Source organism: Micromonospora sp. MH33 (genome assembly GCF_003013775.1).
In the GTDB taxonomy this organism is placed as follows: Bacteria; Actinomycetota; Actinomycetes; order Mycobacteriales; family Micromonosporaceae; genus Micromonospora; species Micromonospora fulviviridis.
Window position 1 is genome coordinate 1 of the sequence record NZ_MUYZ01000129.1, and the last position, 17072, is coordinate 17072.

At 73.7% G+C, this 17072-nt stretch carries 18 protein-coding genes; 5 read left to right on the forward strand and 13 right to left on the reverse strand.

Annotated elements, in window-relative coordinates:
• From B0E53_RS19665 to B0E53_RS19685, 5 genes are all read right to left on the reverse strand, one after another.
• Positions 1 to 2272 (reverse strand): polyribonucleotide nucleotidyltransferase (locus B0E53_RS19665; RefSeq protein WP_107077412.1); only part of this gene is annotated, 2272 nt, incomplete at its 3' end.
• A gap of 223 nt (positions 2273 to 2495) precedes the next feature.
• Positions 2496 to 2765 (reverse strand): 30S ribosomal protein S15, encoded by a 270-nt coding sequence (gene rpsO / locus B0E53_RS19670; RefSeq protein ID WP_043962418.1) that lies wholly within the window; start codon positions 2763 to 2765, stop codon positions 2496 to 2498.
• A gap of 205 nt (positions 2766 to 2970) precedes the next feature.
• Positions 2971 to 3897: a bifunctional riboflavin kinase/FAD synthetase gene (locus tag B0E53_RS19675; protein WP_107077413.1), complete on the reverse strand. Its 927-nt coding sequence runs from the start codon at positions 3895 to 3897 to the stop codon at positions 2971 to 2973.
• A gap of 30 nt (positions 3898 to 3927) precedes the next feature.
• Complete coding sequence (truB, locus tag B0E53_RS40150; protein WP_107077414.1) at positions 3928 to 4812, reverse strand: tRNA pseudouridine(55) synthase TruB; 885 nt, start codon at positions 4810 to 4812, stop codon at positions 3928 to 3930.
• 324 nt (positions 4813 to 5136) lie between these two features.
• Positions 5137 to 5406 (reverse strand): hypothetical protein, encoded by a 270-nt coding sequence (locus B0E53_RS19685; protein WP_107077415.1) that lies wholly within the window; start codon positions 5404 to 5406, stop codon positions 5137 to 5139.
• 298 nt (positions 5407 to 5704) lie between these two features.
• On the opposite strand from B0E53_RS19685, the gene B0E53_RS39505 reads away from it, so the two are divergent.
• From B0E53_RS39505 to B0E53_RS19710, 5 genes are all read left to right on the forward strand, one after another.
• Complete coding sequence (locus B0E53_RS39505) at positions 5705 to 6346, forward strand: hypothetical protein (protein WP_246835495.1); 642 nt, start codon at positions 5705 to 5707, stop codon at positions 6344 to 6346.
• Complete coding sequence (locus B0E53_RS39510; RefSeq protein ID WP_246835496.1) at positions 6343 to 6702, forward strand: hypothetical protein; 360 nt, start codon at positions 6343 to 6345, stop codon at positions 6700 to 6702. The genes B0E53_RS39505 and B0E53_RS39510 overlap by 4 nt, the downstream gene beginning before the upstream one ends.
• 88 nt (positions 6703 to 6790) lie before the next feature.
• Positions 6791 to 7090 (forward strand): hypothetical protein, encoded by a 300-nt coding sequence (locus B0E53_RS19700; protein WP_107077417.1) that lies wholly within the window; start codon positions 6791 to 6793, stop codon positions 7088 to 7090.
• A gap of 59 nt (positions 7091 to 7149) precedes the next feature.
• Positions 7150 to 8091 (forward strand): hypothetical protein, encoded by a 942-nt coding sequence (locus tag B0E53_RS19705; protein ID WP_107077418.1) that lies wholly within the window; start codon positions 7150 to 7152, stop codon positions 8089 to 8091.
• A gap of 79 nt (positions 8092 to 8170) precedes the next feature.
• Positions 8171 to 9055 carry a hypothetical protein gene (locus B0E53_RS19710; protein WP_107077419.1) on the forward strand — a complete coding sequence of 295 codons (885 nt, stop codon included), beginning with the start codon at positions 8171 to 8173 and terminating at the stop codon, positions 9053 to 9055.
• A gap of 73 nt (positions 9056 to 9128) precedes the next feature.
• Here the strand turns inward: B0E53_RS19710 and B0E53_RS19715 are convergent, their stop codons facing one another.
• From B0E53_RS19715 to infB, 8 genes are all read right to left on the reverse strand, one after another.
• Entirely contained in the window at positions 9129 to 10454 is a 1326-nt protein-coding gene (locus B0E53_RS19715; RefSeq protein WP_107077420.1) for an MATE family efflux transporter, read from the reverse strand.
• A gap of 698 nt (positions 10455 to 11152) precedes the next feature.
• Positions 11153 to 11362, reverse strand: a complete 210-nt coding sequence (locus tag B0E53_RS19720; RefSeq protein WP_172968016.1) for a DUF6186 family protein — start codon at positions 11360 to 11362, stop codon at positions 11153 to 11155.
• Positions 11362 to 11772, reverse strand: a complete 411-nt coding sequence (locus B0E53_RS19725) for a hypothetical protein (protein WP_107077421.1) — start codon at positions 11770 to 11772, stop codon at positions 11362 to 11364. Before B0E53_RS19725 ends, B0E53_RS19720 begins: the two co-directional genes overlap by 1 nt.
• Before the next feature lie 86 nt (positions 11773 to 11858).
• Positions 11859 to 12905: a bifunctional oligoribonuclease/PAP phosphatase NrnA gene (locus B0E53_RS19730; RefSeq protein ID WP_107077422.1), complete on the reverse strand. Its 1047-nt coding sequence runs from the start codon at positions 12903 to 12905 to the stop codon at positions 11859 to 11861.
• Positions 12902 to 13390: a 30S ribosome-binding factor RbfA gene (gene rbfA, locus B0E53_RS19735; protein ID WP_107077423.1), complete on the reverse strand. Its 489-nt coding sequence runs from the start codon at positions 13388 to 13390 to the stop codon at positions 12902 to 12904. The genes B0E53_RS19730 and rbfA overlap by 4 nt, the downstream gene beginning before the upstream one ends.
• A 197-nt stretch (positions 13391 to 13587) precedes the next feature.
• Complete coding sequence (locus B0E53_RS19740) at positions 13588 to 13881, reverse strand: DUF503 domain-containing protein (protein ID WP_107077425.1); 294 nt, start codon at positions 13879 to 13881, stop codon at positions 13588 to 13590.
• A gap of 34 nt (positions 13882 to 13915) precedes the next feature.
• The gene (locus B0E53_RS19745) at positions 13916 to 14971 is read right to left on the reverse strand and encodes an SAM-dependent methyltransferase (RefSeq protein WP_107077424.1); all 1056 of its coding nucleotides are present in this window, start codon (positions 14969 to 14971) and stop codon (positions 13916 to 13918) included.
• A 77-nt stretch (positions 14972 to 15048) separates the two neighbouring features.
• The coding region (gene infB / locus B0E53_RS19750) for a translation initiation factor IF-2 (protein ID WP_107077426.1) at positions 15049 to 17072 on the reverse strand (2024 nt) is incomplete at its 5' end.

Consider the following 17072-nt stretch of genomic DNA (forward strand, 5'->3'; position numbering starts at 1 on the left):
GGTCGCCGCGGTCCCGCGGGCCACGGTCGCCGCCGCGGTCCCGGCCGGCCGGACGCTCGCCACCGGCGGCCTCCTCGGCGGCCGGCGCCTCGGCGCCCTCCGGACGGATCTTGTCCAGGTAGATCTTCCCGCGGGCGTCGATGTCCGCGATCTCCACCTCGACCCGGTCACCGACGTTGAGGAAGTCCTCGACCTTCTCGACCCGCTTGCCGTCGCCCACCTTGGAGATGTGCAGCAGGCCGTCGCGGCCCGGCAGGAGCGAGATGAAGGCGCCGAACGCGGCGGTCTTCACCACCGTGCCGAGGAACCGCTCCCCCACCTTCGGCAGAGTCGGGTTGGCGATGCCGTTGATCCGGTCCACCGCCGCCTGGGCGGACGGGCCGTTGGTCGCGCCGACGTAGATGGTGCCGTCGTCCTCGATGGAGATCTCGGCGCCGGTCTCGTCCTGGATGGCGTTGATGGTCTGGCCCTTCGGGCCGATCACCATGCCGATCTTGTCGACCGGGATCTTCACCGTGGTGACCCGCGGCGCGTACTCCGACATCTCAGCCGGGGCGTCGATGGCCCGCTGCATCACGTCGAGGATGGTCTGCCGGGCCTCGTTCGCCTGCTGCAGCGCGGCGGCCAGCACGTCCGACGGGATGCCGTCGAGCTTGGTGTCGAGCTGCAGCGCGGTCACGAACTCCCGGGTGCCGGCGACCTTGAAGTCCATGTCGCCGAACGCGTCCTCGGCGCCGAGGATGTCGGTCAGCGTCACGTACTGGGTCTTGCCGTCGACCTCGTCGGAGATGAGGCCCATGGCGATGCCGGCGACCGGCGCCTTCAGCGGCACACCGGCCGAGAGCAGGCCCAGCGTCGAGGCGCAGACCGAGCCCATCGAGGTGGAGCCGTTGGAGCCGAGCGCCTCCGAGACCTGCCGGATCGCGTACGGGAACTCCTCGCGCGACGGCAGCACCGGGATCAGCGCGCGCTCGGCGAGAGCACCGTGGCCGATCTCGCGCCGCTTCGGCGAGCCGACCCGGCCGGTCTCACCGGTCGAGTACGGCGGGAAGTTGTAGTTGTGCATGTAGCGCTTGCGGTTCTCCGGGGACAGCGTGTCCACCATCTGCTCCATGCGCAGCATGTTCAGCGTGGTGACGCCCAGGATCTGGGTCTCGCCCCGCTCGAACAGCGCCGAGCCGTGCACCCGCGGCAGCACGCCGACCTCGGCGGTCAGCGGGCGGATGTCGCGCGGGCCGCGGCCGTCGATGCGGACCTGCTCGCGCAGCACCCGGTTGCGGACCTCGGACTTGGTCAGCGACCGGAAGGCGGCGGAGAGCTCCTTCTCGCGGCCCTCGAACCGACCGCCGAGCTCCTCGGCGACCTTGGCCTTGACCCGGTCCAGAGCCTCCTCGCGGTCCGCCTTGCCGGCGATCTTGAGGGCCTCGGCCACCTCGGCGCGGGCCACCTCGGCCACCGCCTCGTAGGCGTCGTCCTGGTAGTCCAGGAAGACCGGGAACTCGGCGACCGGCTTGGCGGCCACCTCGGCCAGCTCGCTCTGCGCGCGGCACAGCTCGCGGATCGCCGGCTTGGCGGCCTCCAGGCCGCTGGCCACGATCTCCTCGGTCGGGGCGGTGGCGCCGGCCGAGATCAGGGCCACGGCGTGCGGCGTCGCCTCGGCCTCGACCATCATGATCGCGACGTCGCCGTCGGCCAGTGCCCGGCCGGCCACGACCATGTCGAAGGTGGCCCGGGCCAGCTCCTCCAGGGTCGGGAAGGCGACCCACTGGCCGTCGACGTGCGCGACCCGGGTCGCGCCGATCGGGCCGGAGAACGGCAGGCCGGAGAGCTTGGTCGACATCGAGGCGGCGTTGATGGCCACCACGTCGTACGGGTGCTGCGGGTCGAGCGCCAGCACGGTCTCGACGACCTGGACCTCGTTGCGCAGGCCCTTGACGAACGACGGGCGCAGCGGCCGGTCGATCAGCCGGCAGGTGAGGATGGCGTCCTCGCTGGGCCGGCCCTCGCGGCGGAAGAACGAGCCGGGGATCCGGCCCGCGGCGTACATCCGCTCCTCGACGTCGACGGTCAGCGGGAAGAAGTCGAACTGCTCCCGGGGCTGCTTGCCGGCGGTGGTGGCGGAGAGGACGACCGTCTCGCCGAGCTGGGCGATGACGGAGCCGGCGGCCTGGCGAGCCAGCCGGCCGGTGGAGAAGGTGATCTCGCGGGTGCCGAACGACCCGTTGTCGATCACGGCGGTGCGGGATTCGGTGCCGAGGTTGGTCTCGGTCATGTGCTGTGGTGCTCCTTCGCGTCGTCGGCCCACGACACGGGGAACTGCTCAGGCGGCCGGTCTTCGATCGAAGCGCCCGGGTGGCCGGCATCATGATGCCGGGGTTCCCGGGGGCCACTACCGGAGACCGGTGCTGACCGGCTCCCTCTCGGGTTGTCGCGCGGCCGGGTTCTTCGGTGGTACCGGAGCGGGGGAGCGGCCGAGTGGCCACTCCCCCGTCACGTCATCGGCGCAGGCCGAGCCGCTCGATGAGCGACCGGTAGCGGTTGATGTCCTTCTTCTGGACGTAGTTGAGCAGCCGGCGGCGACGGCCGACCAGCAGCAGCAGCCCGCGGCGGCTGTGGTGGTCGTGCTTGTGCACCTTCAGGTGCTCGGTGAGCTCGGCGATCCGCTTGGTGAGGACCGCGACCTGCACCTCCGGCGAACCGGTGTCGCCCTCGGCGGTCGCGTACTCCGCGCGGATCTTGGCCTTGGCTTCCTGGTCGAGCGCCATGTTCTCCCTGTTTCGTGGAACGTTCGATGAGGTCCGTCGGATCGGTCGGAGTGACCGGGAACGGACCGGTTCCTCGCACCCGCGGCGTCGTGCAGGCACGCGAGGCCCCACGTCGGTCAGCCGACGTCCCCGCAAGACTACCAGCCCGGCGGGGAAGCGCCCGGTGAAGGGCCGCGAAGTGGCCCGCCGGCCCGGTCCGGCACGCTCAGCCGACCGCCCGCCGGGTCCGCTCCACGTCCTCGGCGATCTGGGCCACCAGCGGCTCGATCGCGTCGTACGTCCGTTGTTCCCGCAGGTGCGCCACGAAGTCCAGGGCCAGCCGCTCGCCGTAGAGGTCGCCGGTGAAGTCCAGCGCGTACGCCTCCACCCGGCGTTCCCGGCCGGAGAAGGTCGGGTTGGTGCCGATGGAGACCGCCGCCGCCAGGGGCTCCCCACCGCGGCGCACCAGCCGCGCCGCGTACACCCCGTCGGCGGGGACCGCCGCGTACCGGTGGGTCAGCAGGTTGGCGGTCGGATAGCCCAGCTCACGCCCGCGCTGGTCGCCGCGGACCACCACGCCCTCCACCCGGTGCGGGCGGCCCAGGGCGGCGGCCGCCGCGGCCACGTCGCCGGCGTCGACGCACGAGCGGATGTACGTGGAGGAGAAGACCGTCCCCGCCTCGGCGACCAGCGGGGCGCCCTCCACGCCGAAGCCGAAGGTGCGGCCCAGCCGCTCCAGCAGCGCCACGTCGCCGGCCGCCCGGTGCCCGAACCGGAAGTTGTCGCCGACCACCACCAGCGCGGCGTGCAGGTGCTCGACCAGGATGTCGTGCACGAACGCCTCGGCCGGCAGCCGGGAGAACTCCGGGGTGAACGGCACCACGCAGAGCACGTCGGCGCCGAGCGCCTCGATCAGCTCCGCCTTGCGGGCCGGCTCGGTGAGCACGGCCGGGTGCGAGCCGGGGCGGACCACCTCGGCCGGGTGCGGGTCGAAGGTCACCACCACCGACTTGACGCCCAGCTCGCGGGCGCGCGCCACCGCGTGGCCGATGGTGGACTGGTGGCCCTTGTGCACCCCGTCGAAGACGCCGATGGTGACCACCGAACGCCCCCAGCCGCCGGGCGCCGCCTCGTACCCCCGCCACCGCTGCATGCCGCTCCTCCCCTGTCCGCCCACGCGCCGTCAGGCGGGGGCCAGCACGATCTCCGCGCGGGCCCGGCCGTCCCGCTCGCTGACGATAGCGATCAGCCCGCCGTCCGGGCCGAAGACCGCGTACGGTCCGGCGATGCCGGCCGGGTCCAGCGGCCCGCCGTGGGAGAGCACCTTGGCCTCCTCCGGCGTGGCGTCCCGGCGCGGGAAGAACCGGCCGGCGGCCGCGTCCAGCGGCAGGTTCACCACCTCCGGGGCGCGCTGCTCCAGCGCGTCGAGGGTGGCCGCCTCGGCCAGGGTGAACCCGCCGACCGCGGTGCGGCGCAGCGCGGTGAGGTGGCCGCCGACCCCGAGCGCCAGGCCCGCGTCCCGGGCGATGGCCCGGATGTACGTCCCGGACGAGCAGGTCACATCCACGTCCACGTCCACCACGTCCGGGGTGTCGCGGCGGATCGCCAGCACGTCCAGCCGGGAGATGGTGACCCGCCGGGCCGGCAGCTCGACGCTCTCCCCCTCGCGCACCCGCTTGTACGCCCGCTGCCCGTCGACCTTGATGGCGCTGACCGCGCTGGGCACCTGGTCGACCTCGCCGGTGAGCGCGGCGAGCGCGGCGCGGACCGCCTCGTCGGTGACGGCGCCGGCCGGGGTGCTGGCGATCACGTCGCCCTCCGCGTCGTCGGTGACCGTCGCCTGGCCGAGCCGGATCGTCGCGGTGTAGCTCTTGCCGGCGCCGATCACGTAGGTGAGCAGCCGGGTGGCCCGGCCCACCCCGATCACCAGCACGCCGGTGGCCATCGGGTCCAGCGTGCCGCCGTGCCCCACCCGTCGGGTCCGGGCCAGCCGCCGGATCCGGGCCACCACGTCGTGCGACGTCATGCCGCCGGGCTTGTCGACCACGATTAGACCGTCTGTGCTCACGACCGCCAAGCCTGCCAGACGGCGGTGATCGCCCCTGCGGGGGATACCGCCCTGATCGAGCCGGGTGTCAAGATCATGCGCCCCTCGCCCCACTCCTGCCCGGGAAGCATGATGAGCAGCGACGACCCCGCCCCGGAGCCACCACGGCTCGACCGCCCCTTTCCCGGAGGAGATCCCCGACCGGGTACGCCAACTGGAGCGGGAGATCCGGGTCGGCCCGGCCGTCCGGCTGCGCATCTGGTTCCGCCGGCACGCCCGCCGGCTGCGCCTCGGCGTCGGCGCGGTGCTGGTGCTCGCGCTGCTGGCGTACCTCGGCCCGGTTGGCTACCGGTACGCCCGGCGCCCCGCCGAGCAGCCCCGGGCGTACCCGACGATCAGCCCGCCCGCCTGCATCCAGGCGACCACCGCGGCGTCGCCGCCCCCGGCCGCCGGCCCGTTCGACGGCACCCCCGCGGCCGCCTTCCCGGAGGGAGCCGCCGGCATCACGTTGCCCCCGGCGAGGGCGACCGGCGACTTCACCGCGAAGCAGGTGTCGGCCGCCCTCACGAAGATCCGGACCGCCCTGGTGACCGCCCGGCTCGACCGCGCGTTCATGACGGCGTCGTGCACGACACCCTGGTCTGGGAGGTGCCCCACCCGGACGACGTCCGGTCCCGAGACAACGGTCTCTGGCTCACGCACATGCGCTCGTACGGGGCGAACGTCGACTGCGCGGCCTTCGACAAGGGGCTGCTGAATGTCGGCACGGGGCGCGACGGGAAGCCGGTCGCCACCCCCGTGCCGGACCCCGACTCCCTGTACGATCCCGACCGCTCGCTGGACATCCGGACACCTGCTGACCCGACCCGATCCGGCCCGACCACCCCCGCCCCCGTCACAGCTGGGAACCGAGATGACCATCCACCCACCGCACTCCGATCCCCACCTTCCCGACCAGCCGTACCCGCCCGCCGACGGGCTGGGGACGATCCCCGAGTGGCTCCGCCAGCCGGCCGTGGCAACCGAGCCGGACCGCGCCGACCGGCTGCGGATCTGGCTGGGCGACCACTCGGGCAAGCTGCTCGGCGGCGTCGCGGCCCTGCTGCTGGCCTTCTTCGGGGTGGTCGCCACGGGCGGCTACCGGTCCCTCCAGCGGTGGGCGGAGCCGCCGGCGGCGTACCCGACGATCAGCCAGCCGGTCGGCGAGCAGGCCGTCTCGTCGGCCTCGCCGCCCCCGGCGGCCGGCGCCTTCGACGGCACGCCGGCAGCGGACTTCCCCGAGGGGGCGGCCGGGATCGCCCTGCCCGCCGCGAAGCGGACCGGGCCGTTCACGGAGAAGCAGGTGGCCGCCGCGCTGGCCAAGGTCCGCAAGGCACTGGTGACCAGCCGGCTTGACCGCACGTTCATCACCTCGAAGGATCCGGACCGGCTGCTGCGGCAGTTCGCGCCGGACGCGCGGGCCGACCTGCGCAAGGACTTCGCCTCCGGCGCCTTCGCCACCTACGCCACCCCCTGGCGCCCGGCGCGCGCATCACCACGGACCAGCCGCGGGTGAAGGGGCGGATCAGCTACCGGGCCGCGAAGGACACCCAGGGCATCCGCATCCTGGAGATCACCAGCAACTTCGTCTGGGCGTACGCCTTCCGGACCACCGGCGGGCTGCCCGGCGACGGGGTGGTCGTGGTGCACGACACGGTGGTCTGGAGCGTGCCGCACCCCGCCGACGTGCGGAACGGCTCCAACGGGCTCTGGATCGAGAAGGCGGACTCGTACGGCTCCAACATCGACTGTGCGGCGTTCGACAAGGGCCTGCTCGACGTGGGCAGCCCCAGCTACGGCGGGCCGGCGGACCCGGATCCGGACGCCGTCTTCGACCCCGACCGCACCCTCGACGTCCCGGACACCTGCTGAGTCGACCCCCGGGCACGGGGTCGCGGCGTCGACCCCGTGCCGGCAAACTGCCCCCACCCCCTCGTCAACCCACCCCCAGGAGCCCCGGATGAGCACCACCCCGCCGTCGCACGAGCACCGCCCGCGGGTCGACCTGCCCGAGTGGATGCGGAACCCGGAGCCGCCGCGGCGCACCCTCGGCCGCCGCCTCTCCGATCTCGTGGACGGCGTGCCGGCGCTGGCGGCGGCGCGGCGCCGCCTCTGGGCCTGGCAGGGGCGCACCCGGTTCAGCGAGCGGCACCCGGCGGTCTCCGCGATCGTGTCCTTCGTGGTGGTGGCCGTGGTGGCCACCGTCCTGGTGGTCGGCACGCTCTACCTGCTCTACAAGATCACGCACCACGAGATCTGACGCGCCGGTCCGGATGCGAAGATCAGCCGCCAACCTCTCCGTACGCCTCGGGATGCCTGATGACCACCGAAGACGAGACCACCCCACCGGCGGACCCGGACCGATACGACGTCGCCACCCGCGGTGACGCCGTCCGGCTGCCGAGCTGGATGACCGGCGAGGACGCGGCGACGCCGCTGACCCGCACGGAACGCATCCGGCTGGCGTGGTCCCGGCAGCGCGGCAAGCGTCACGTCGCCTTCGTCGCGCTGCTCGCGGTGGCGCTCCTCGGCGCCACGGCCACGCTCGGTCACCTTGCGGTCGACCGGGTCCGGGCCGGCACCGCCCAGCCGACGGGCTCTCCCACGCCGTCTCCGGTGCCGCTGAGCCAGGTCGGCGAGCCGCGGGACCTCTTCGCCGGGAGCGTCGCGGCGGACTTCGCCGTCGGCGCGGAGGCGATCACGCTGCCCCGGGCCACCGCCTCCGGACCGTTCACCGCCGCGGAGGTGGCCGCGGCCCTGACCCAGGTCCGCAAGGCCCTGACGGCGGCCCGCCTCGATCTGGCCATGCACGTCGGCGACCCGGAACCGTTCCTGGCCCTCCTGGCGCCGGCCGCCCGCCGGGAGCTGGCCCACGACTTCGACGGCAACACCTTCCTGCACTACGCCACCCGGATCGACTCCCGCGACCGGGCCGAGGAGGTCAGGGCCCAGGGGACGATCCGCTACCGGGCCACGACGAACGAGGACGGCGTCCCGGTGCTGGAGATCACCACCGGGTACGTCTGGGTGTACGCGTTCGACGTGCCGCGCACCACGCCCGGCCAGGCGGGCCTGGCGGCGATCCGCGACGAGATCGTCTGGCACGTTCCCCGGTCGGACGCGCTGCCCGCCACGCAGCGCGGGCTCTGGCTGGTGTCCGCGCGGTCGAGCACCAGCAACGTGGACTGTTCCCGGTTGGCGGAGGGCTTCCTCACCGTGTACCCGTGGATGGGCGGGCCGGGCTCGTTCAAGCCCTGTTGAGGGTGTCCGGGGGCTACCGCGCCGAGCGACAAGGTGGGACACTCACTGACATCTCGCCCACTCCTGACCGGGGGCCGCGATGACCGACGATCGGCCGGACTCCGCACCACCGCGCCACTCCGGCTCGCTGCTGACCGGCGTGACGGCGCTGCTGCTACTCGCCTTCGTCGGGGTGGTCGGCGGGGCCGTCCTGGTGTCGATGCCGTCCACGGGCGGGCGGCCGGTGGTGTACCCGACGTTTGGCCTGCCGGCCGGCACACCGGCCGCCACGTCCGCCGCACCACCCCGGGCGTCCGGGCCCTTCGACGGCACCCCGGCCGCCGGGTTCCCGCAGGGGCAGGCGGGGATCGCCCTGCCGGCCGCGAAGCGGACCGGCCCGTTCACCGAGAAGCAGGTGGCGGCCGCGCTGGCGAAGGTCCGGACGGTCCTGGTGACCGCGCGGCTGGACCGCGGGTTCATGACCACGGACGACCCGGAGCCGCTGATCCGGCTGTTCGCCCGGGACGCCCGCGCCGGCCTGCGCAAGAGCTTCGCGTCCGACACCTTCGCCGCATACGCCACCCGGCTGGCGCCCGGCGCCCGGCTCACCGCCGACCAGCCCAGGGTGAAGGGTCGGATCAGCTACCGGGCCACCAAGGACGCCGACGGCATCCGAATCCTGGCGGTGACCACCAACTTCGTCTGGGCGTACGCCTTCCGGACCAGCAGCACGGTGCCGGGCGACGGGCTGGTCGTCGTGCACGACACGGTGGTCTGGAGCATGCCGCATCCCGACGACGTCAAGCGCGGCTCGAACGGGCTGTGGATCGAGGACGCGAACTCGTACACCGCCAACGTCGACTGCGCGGCCTTCGACAAGGGGCTGCTCGGCCTGGGCACGCGCAGCTTCGGCGGCCCGGACGGCCCCGGCCCGGACGCGGTCTTCGACCCCGCCGCGACGCTGGACCTGCCGGACACCTGCTGAGCCGTCCCGGAAACGGGGCGGCGGGACGGCCTTCGGCGGGGCAGCGCGATGGACTGAAGGCTGGCAGCGACGGTCAGCGGACCGCGCCGACCACCGCCCAGCCGCCGGAGCGCAGCCGCAGCAGCAGGGCGATCAGCCGGAGCACCACGAACAGGGTCAGCCCGGCCCAGATCCCGCCCAGCCCGAGGTCGAGCCCGTAGGCCAGCCAGATGGCCGGCAGGAAACCGCCCAGCGCGGCCACGATGGTGAGGTTGCGCAGGTAGCGGACGTCTCCCGCGCCGATCAGCACGCCGTCCAGGGCGAACACCACGCCGCCGATCGGCTGGAGCGCGACGAACCAGGGCCAGGCGACCATGGCCTGCTCGCGTACCTGCGGATCGGAGCTGAACCACGACGGCACCAGGCCGGCGCCGGCGGCGATGAGCACCGCGAACGCCACGCCGCACAGGCCGCCGAGCAGGGCGATCCGCCGGGCCAGGGCGCGCGCCGCGGCGGCTTCCCCGGCGCCGAGCGCCGCGCCGATCAGGGACTGGGCGGCGATCGCCAGGGCGTCCAGCACCAGGGCGGTGAAGAACCAGAGTTGTACGGCGATCTGGTGGGCGCCGACCGCGGCGGCGCCGAACCGGGCCGCCACGGCGGTCGCCGACAGGAAGCTGGCCTGGAAGGCGACGCCCCGGATGAGCAGGTCGCGGCTGAGCGCCAACTGCTGGCCGATGAGCCGGGGCCGGGGGCGGAGCGGGATCCGCTCCCGGACCAGGGCCGCGGCGAAGAGGCCGCCCGAGATGGTCTGCGCCACCGCGTTGGCCACCGCCGAACCGTCCAGGCCGAGCCCGGCCGGGTAGACCAGCAGCGGGCAGAGCAGCGCCGAGAGCAGGTTGGGGCCGAGCACGAAGAGCAGCGGCCGGCGGGTGTCCTGGATGCCGCGCAGCCAGCCGTTGCCGGCCGCCGCGAGCAGCAGGCCGGGCGCGCCGAGCGCCGCGATCCGCAGCCAGGTCGCGGCGGCGTCGGCCACCTCGCCCGGGCCGCCGACGAGGGTACGCGCCAGCCAGCCGCCCCCGACCTGGATGGCGAGCGCCACCAGCACGCCGACGCTCAGGGCGAGCCAGGACGCCTGGACGCCCTCGGCCACGGCCGCGGCCCGGTCCCCCGCGCCGAACCGCCGGGCCGACCGCCCCGTGGTGCCGTACGCGACGACGGTGCCGAGCCAGGCGGTCAGCGTCAGCACGGTGCCGCCGACGGCGAGCGCGGCCAGCGGGACCCGGCCCAGATGCCCGACGACCGCGGTGTCCACCAGCACGTAGAGCGGCTCGGCGGCGAGCACCACCAGGGCCGGCAGCGCCAACGCGGCGATCCGCCGCGCCGTGGCGGACGGGGCGGCAGGCGCGACTGTCTGACTCATCGCCGCCGATCCTGGCACGCTCCTCGTAAGGAACGCAACCCCACCCATCGCTTACCGAGCCGGCCGCGTACCGGCTCGATCATGAGGTCGGCGGCAGCTCCGGAGAGCAGGAACGCCGCCAACCTCATATTGAGGCGGCGGCGCGGGGACGGCGGCCAGCCAGCGGCAGGGCTGGCGGCGGGCGCGTTCGTGGATCTCCGGCAGAGCCGGAGCGGTGTGCCGGACGGCGGCAGCGGCGGTGACGTCGTGGATGCGGCGTCACCGCCGGGCGGCCACCGTCACTGACGGGTGTCCATCGAGGTCTGCAGAGCGCGGCGCATCTGCTCGCGCGCCTCGTCGGTGGTGTTCTCGGTCTGCGGCTTGCGCTTGGTCGCCATGGGAGTTCCCTTCCAGGGTGCGGACCACCGGCGCACGGCGGCCCTACGGGGCGTCCGACCCTCCAGCCCGGCGCGTCCACCGCGCCGCGACGTGGAGCCGTCGGTCTGCTGAGCGCCGGCAGCGGTCCGGGATCACCGGAGCGGCTCCCTGGCAGCGTGAGCCCGGGTCGGTCTGACCCTGGAGGAAGGCGGCACCGGGTGTGGCACCACCGCCCATGACCAACGCCGAAGCGCCGGCCCCCACCCAAATTAACGTTCACTTTCCAGATGCTGCCCACTGTTCCCGCGATACGGACAGCACCGAACCGGTCGGGCGGCGGCTCAGCGGGCCAGGAAGTGCCAGCCCAGCCACCACCAGAACCCGAACAGGCCGATCCGCCCGACCGGCACCGGGCCGACCTCGTAACGCATCACGAAGGCGCAGACGTCGGCCAGGGACGGGATCCGGGAGCCCTCCCGCCGGGCGGCCCACTCGACGGCCGCGAAGAGCAGCAGCGCGGCCAGGAAGCCGCCGATCGCCAGGGCGCGCATCATCGGCGGACCAGCCCCCAGAACGCGGTCAGCCAGGCGAACCAGGCCGCGGAGCGGACCAGGTGGTCCTCCAGCATCGGGTCGGCCAGCCGGGAGAAGGTGGGGAACTCGTCCCCCACCGACAGCACGAAGGTGGCCCCCTCGAAGACCCCGAACACGGTGACCGGCAGCAGCCACCAGAGCGCGCCGGGCGGCAGCCGCCGCGGCGCCGGCCGCCGGGGCGGCACCCGGTTGCTCAGACCGACCCAGATCAGCGCCCCGCCGGTGCCCAGGGTGTAGAGGTTGGCCGCGGTGGAGAAGGACGGCAGCTGCCCGCCGACCAGGGAGAGGCAGATCAGCACCGGCACGGAGACGACCGGGCGGTCCCAGACCCGGGGCGCCTCGACGGTGAGCTCACGGGGGTGATCCATCACCCGATTGTCCCCAGCGTCACGGAGCGCGGGAAGACCGGCACGCCCCGGAGTAACCCCCGGTTCCCACCCCGAACCGGAGTGGGTCAGGCGGGCAGCAGGGCGCCGGACAGCTCGGCGCGGATCCGCTCGACCACCTCGTCGACCGTGCCTCGTCCGGTGAACCCGGCCGCGAACCGGTGGCCGCCGCCGCCGAGCACCGTCGCCACCCGGCTCACGTCGACCGCACCCTTGCTGCGCAGCGAGACCGCCCACTCGGCGTCGCCGGCCTGCTTGACCACGCAACTCACGTCCGCCTCGGCGGTGCAGCGCACCGAGTCGATCAGGGCCTCCAGCACGTACGCCGGCTGGTCGTGGCGGGCCAGGTCGTCGCGGGTGGCGTAGGTCCAGACCAGGCCGTGCCCGGCGGCGGCCGCCGGCTCCAGCCGGGCCCGGCCCAGCACCTCGCCGAAGAGGCGGACCGCACCGAACGGCCGGGTGTCGAAGATCTGCCGGGAGATCTCCCCCGGCCGGATCCCGGTGGCCAGCAGCCGGGCCGCCAGCTCGTGCACGGCGGGCGTGGTGGCCTCGAAGCGGAACGAGCCGGTGTCGGTGCTCAGCGCCACGTAGAGGCAGGCCGCGATCTCCGCGTCCAGCGCCACCCCGAGCCGGTCCAGCAGCCCGAGCGCGACCACCGAGGTGGCCGCCGCGTGCGGGTCCACCAGGTGGATGCCGCCGAACCCGGTGTTCGAGGCGTGGTGGTCCAGCACCAACGCGGTGCCCGCCTTGTCCAGCCGGTCGACCAGGTCGCCCAGCCGGGACTCGCTCGCCGCGTCGAAGCAGATCACCAGGTCCGGATCCGGGTACGCGTCGTCCTGCGCCACCAGCAGGTCGGACCCGGGCAGCCAGCGGAACGGCTCGGGCACCTCCGGCGGGCCGGGGAAGGTCGCCTGGAGCTGCCGTACGCCGAGCCGGCGCAGGCCCAGCCCGAAGCCGAGCATGCTGCCCAGCGCGTCGCCGTCCGGGTTGACGTGGCAGATGAGCAACACCCGCGCGGTGGCGGGGAGCCCGCGTACCGCCGCGACGGCGGCCGCCCAGTCGGTGTCGGTCGGGCCGGCACCGGCCGGCGGGCCGCCCGCGGCGGAACCGGTCACCGGCGGTCGCCGCCGCGCGGCTCGTCGTCCTCGGTCTCCTCGTCCTCGACCTCGGCGTCGGAGTCCTCGTCCTCCACCCGGTACGGCTGGGGCTCGCCCGCGTATTGGGCCTTGGCGGCCAGGCGCTGGACCTCGGCGTCGGCGTTGCGGGCCGCCGCAAGCAGGTCGTCGATGTGCTTGACCTGGTCCTGCACGTCGTCGAGGACGAAGGTCAGGGTCGGCGAGTGGCGCAGCCCGAGCGCCTTGCCGACCGTGCTGCGCAGCAGGCCCTTGGCGCTCTCCAGCGCGGCGGCGGTGCTGGCCTGGGCCGCCGCGTCGCCGAGCACGGTGTAGAAGACGGTGGCGTCGCGGAGATCGGCGGTGATCCGGGCGTCGGTGATGGTGATCATCCCGAGCCGGGGGTCCTTGATCTGGCTCCGCACCACCGACGCGACCAGTTCACGGATGCGCTCCGCGTGCCGGCGTACCTTGGCCGGATCCGTCATGTCCCCCACCTCCAGGGCTTCGTGCCTGCTACGACGGCTCCAGCCCGGCGCGTCTGACGCCGTGCCGCGACTTGAAGCCGTCGGCCGGAGACGGACGGCACGGGCGCCGCCGGGTCCGACCGCCCAACATCCCGAACATTACCCGCGCGATCGCCGCCCCCGCGCGGGGCCGCCCGTGCCGGCGGCGACGCGACGGGTCAGTCCTCCTCGCCGTACAGGCGGCGACGGACCGACAGCAGCTCGGTCTCCGGGCGGGCGGCCACCAGCCGCTCGCAGGAGTCGAGCACCTCGCGGACGTGTGCCGGCTCGGCGGCCACCACAGCCACCCCGATCTGCGCCCGGCCGTGCAGGTCGAGCGCCCCGACCTCGGCGGCGGACACCTCGAACCGGCGCAGCGCCGCGACGATCGGCCGGACGTACGACCGCTTGGCCTTCAGGGACCGGGAATCCCCCGGGAGCAACAGGTCGAATTGCGCGGTTCCGGTGTACACGGCGAGCAACGGTACGGCAGGAGCGCGCCCCGGGTCACCCGTTTTCCTCCGGCGCGACCGCCACCACCACGTCCCGCTCGATCGCCTGGTCGACCCGGTGTGCGAGGTCCCGCCAGCCGGGCCCGTCCACCACCCGCAGGCCGGCGCCGGCCAGCACCGCCTCGGCCGCCGCGCGCGGGGCCACGTGGGTGTTCCAGGACAGCCCCAGCGCCCCGCCCGGGCGCAGCAGCTCCCGCCAGACCGGCACGGCGGCGGTGAGCAGTTCCAGGGGGCTGCGGGAGAGCCCCGCGTCGGTGCGGCTGCCGTGGACAACCCCGTACGGTGCGTCGGTGACGATCACGTCGGCGCAGCGGGGACGGAGCACCTCGCGCGCCCGGGTGGTGTCGGCGTGCAGCACGGTGACCCGCTGGGTCGCCCCGGACCGGTGCGCGTCCCGGGACGGCGCGAGGACCGCCTCGAACCGCCGGGCCACGAGCTTCCGGTCCCGCCGCACCGGCACCGTCTCGGCGGTGTGCTTGAGCCGCTTGCGGCGCAGCCAGGTACGCAGGAACGCCGCGTACGCGTCCACGTCCTTGCCGTCGTGTTCCACGCCGATGCCGTCGTAGCCGTACATCAGCGCCTGGTTGAGGGTGGTGCCCCGGCCGCAGAGCGGGTCGAGCACCACGACCGGCCCGTCCAGCATCCGGGGTGCCGAGGCCGACGCCAGCAGGGTGACGTTGAGCAGCAGCCGGGTGAACTGCTCGTTGGTCTTGCCGGCGTACTTGGGGATGGTGATGAGGTCGGAGTCGTACCGGGCGAGGGGGCGCAGCGGCACCGGCCGCAGCAGGTCGTCGCCCACCCGCTCGAAGAGCGCGTACGCCGCCGACAGGTTGGCCAGGTGGGCCAGGTCCCGGGCGCCCGGGCCGGGCTCCGGGGCGGCGAAGGTCAGGTACTCCACCCCGCCGATCCGCTCCACCGCGGCGTCGACCGGCGGCGTGTCGAGCACCCCCGACCCGGCGAACACGGTCAGTTCGGCGCGGGCCAGCCGGCCCGCGGCGTCGGCGTAGACGCGGTTGGCGGAGGGGGCGAGGAGCAGCGCGTACCTGAGCACGCCGGAGATTGTCGCAGCCTGCGGAAACGGCGACGGCCGGGGCCCGCAGGCCCCGGCCGTCGCCGTGTTCACACCGCTCAGGCGCGCGGCTTCTCCCGCATCTCGAAGGTCTCGATGATGTCGCCGACCTGGACGTTGTTGAAACCGCCCAGCGTCAGACCACACTCGAAGCCTTCGCGGACCTCGGTCGCGTCGTCCTTGAACCGCTTCAGGGAGCTGATCGTGAGGTTGTCCGCCACGACCGCCCCGTCCCGCAGCAGCCGCGCCTTGGCGTTGCGGCGGATGAGGCCGGACCGGACGATACAGCCGGAGATGTTGCCGATCTTGGACGAGCGGAAGACGTCGCGGATCTCCGCGGTGCCCAGCTCGACCTCCTCGTACTCCGGCTTGAGCAGACCCTTGAGCGCGGCGTCGATCTCCTCGATGGCCTGGTAGATGACCGTGTAGTACCGGATCTCCACGCCCTCGCGGTCGGCGATCTCGCGGACCTTGTTGGCGGCCCGCACGTTGAAGCCGATGATCGTGACCGCCTCGGACGAGGCGCTCGCGAGCATGACGTCGCTCTCGGTGATCGCGCCCACGCCCCGGTGGATGATCCGAAGCTGGACCTCCTCCGGGATGTCGAGGTTGAACAGCGCGTCCTCGAGGGCCTCCACGGAACCGGAGACGTCGCCCTTGAGCACCAGGTTGAGCGAGGTCTTCTCGCCCTCCTTGAGCTGCTCCATGAGCGTCTCGAGGGTCGCCCGGCCACGGGAGTTGGCGAACGAAGCCGCCCGCCGCCGCGCCTGCCGCTGCTCGGCGATCTGCCGCACGGTCCGGTCGTCCTCGGCGGCCAGGAAGGTGTCACCCGCACCCGGCACCGTGGTCAGACCCAGCACCATGACCGGACGCGCCGGCCCGGCCTCGTCGACCGGCTTGCCGTTCTCGTCCAGCATGGCCCGAACCCGGCCGTGCGCCCCACCGGCGACGATCGAGTCGCCGGCCCGCAGGGTGCCCTTCTGCACCAGAACGGTCGCCACCGCACCACGGCCCTTGTCCAGGTGCGCCTCGATGGCGACACCCTGTGCCGGCCCGTCGATCGGAGCGGTCAGCTCCAGCGACGCGTCGGCGGTCAGCAGCACGGCCTCGAGAAGCTCCTCGATGCCGATGCCGGGCTTGGCCGCCACGTTGACGAACATGGTGTCGCCGCCGTACTCCTCGGCGACCAGGCCGTACTCGGTCAGCTGCTGGCGGACCTTGTCCGGGTTCGCCTCCGGCTTGTCGACCTTGTTGACCGCGACCACGATCGGCACGTCCGCCGCCTTGGCGTGGTTGAGCGCCTCGATGGTCTGCGGCATCACGCCGTCGTCGGCCGCCACCACCAGGATCACGATGTCCGTCACCTGGGCACCACGGGCACGCATGGCGGTGAACGCCTCGTGACCCGGGGTGTCGATGAAGGTCACCGCGCGGTCCTCGCCCTCGTGCGGGACGTGGACCTGGTAGGCGCCGATGTGCTGGGTGATGCCACCCGCCTCGCCGGCCACGACGTTCGCCTTGCGGATCGCGTCGAGCAGCTTGGTCTTACCGTGGTCGACGTGACCCATGACGGTCACCACCGGCGCACGGCTGACCAGGCGGTCCGCCGCGACCTCGGCGTCGAGGTCGATGTTGAACTGCGCGAGCAGCTCGCGGTCCTCGTCCTCCGGGCTGACGATCTGCACGTCGAAGCCGAGGTGCTCACCCAGCAGCAGCAGGGTCTCGTCGGAGCAGGACTGGGTCGCGGTCACCATCTCGCCCAGGTTGAACATCTCCTGGACCAGCGAACCCGGGTTGGCGTTGATCTTGTCGGCGAAGTCCGACAGCGAGGCGCCACGGGACAACCGGACGACCTGACCCTGGCCGCGGGGGGCACCCGAGGACATGGTCGGGGCCGACAGGTTGTCGAACTCCTGTCTGCGCTGCTTCTTCGACTTGCGACCGCGGGTCGGCCGGCCACCGGGACGCCCGAAGGCACCCGCGGCGCCACCGCCACGGCCACGACCGCCACCACCCGGACGGCCACCGCCGCCGGCCGGGGCACCCGGGCGGAAACCGCCGCCGGGAGCGCCACCGCCGCCAC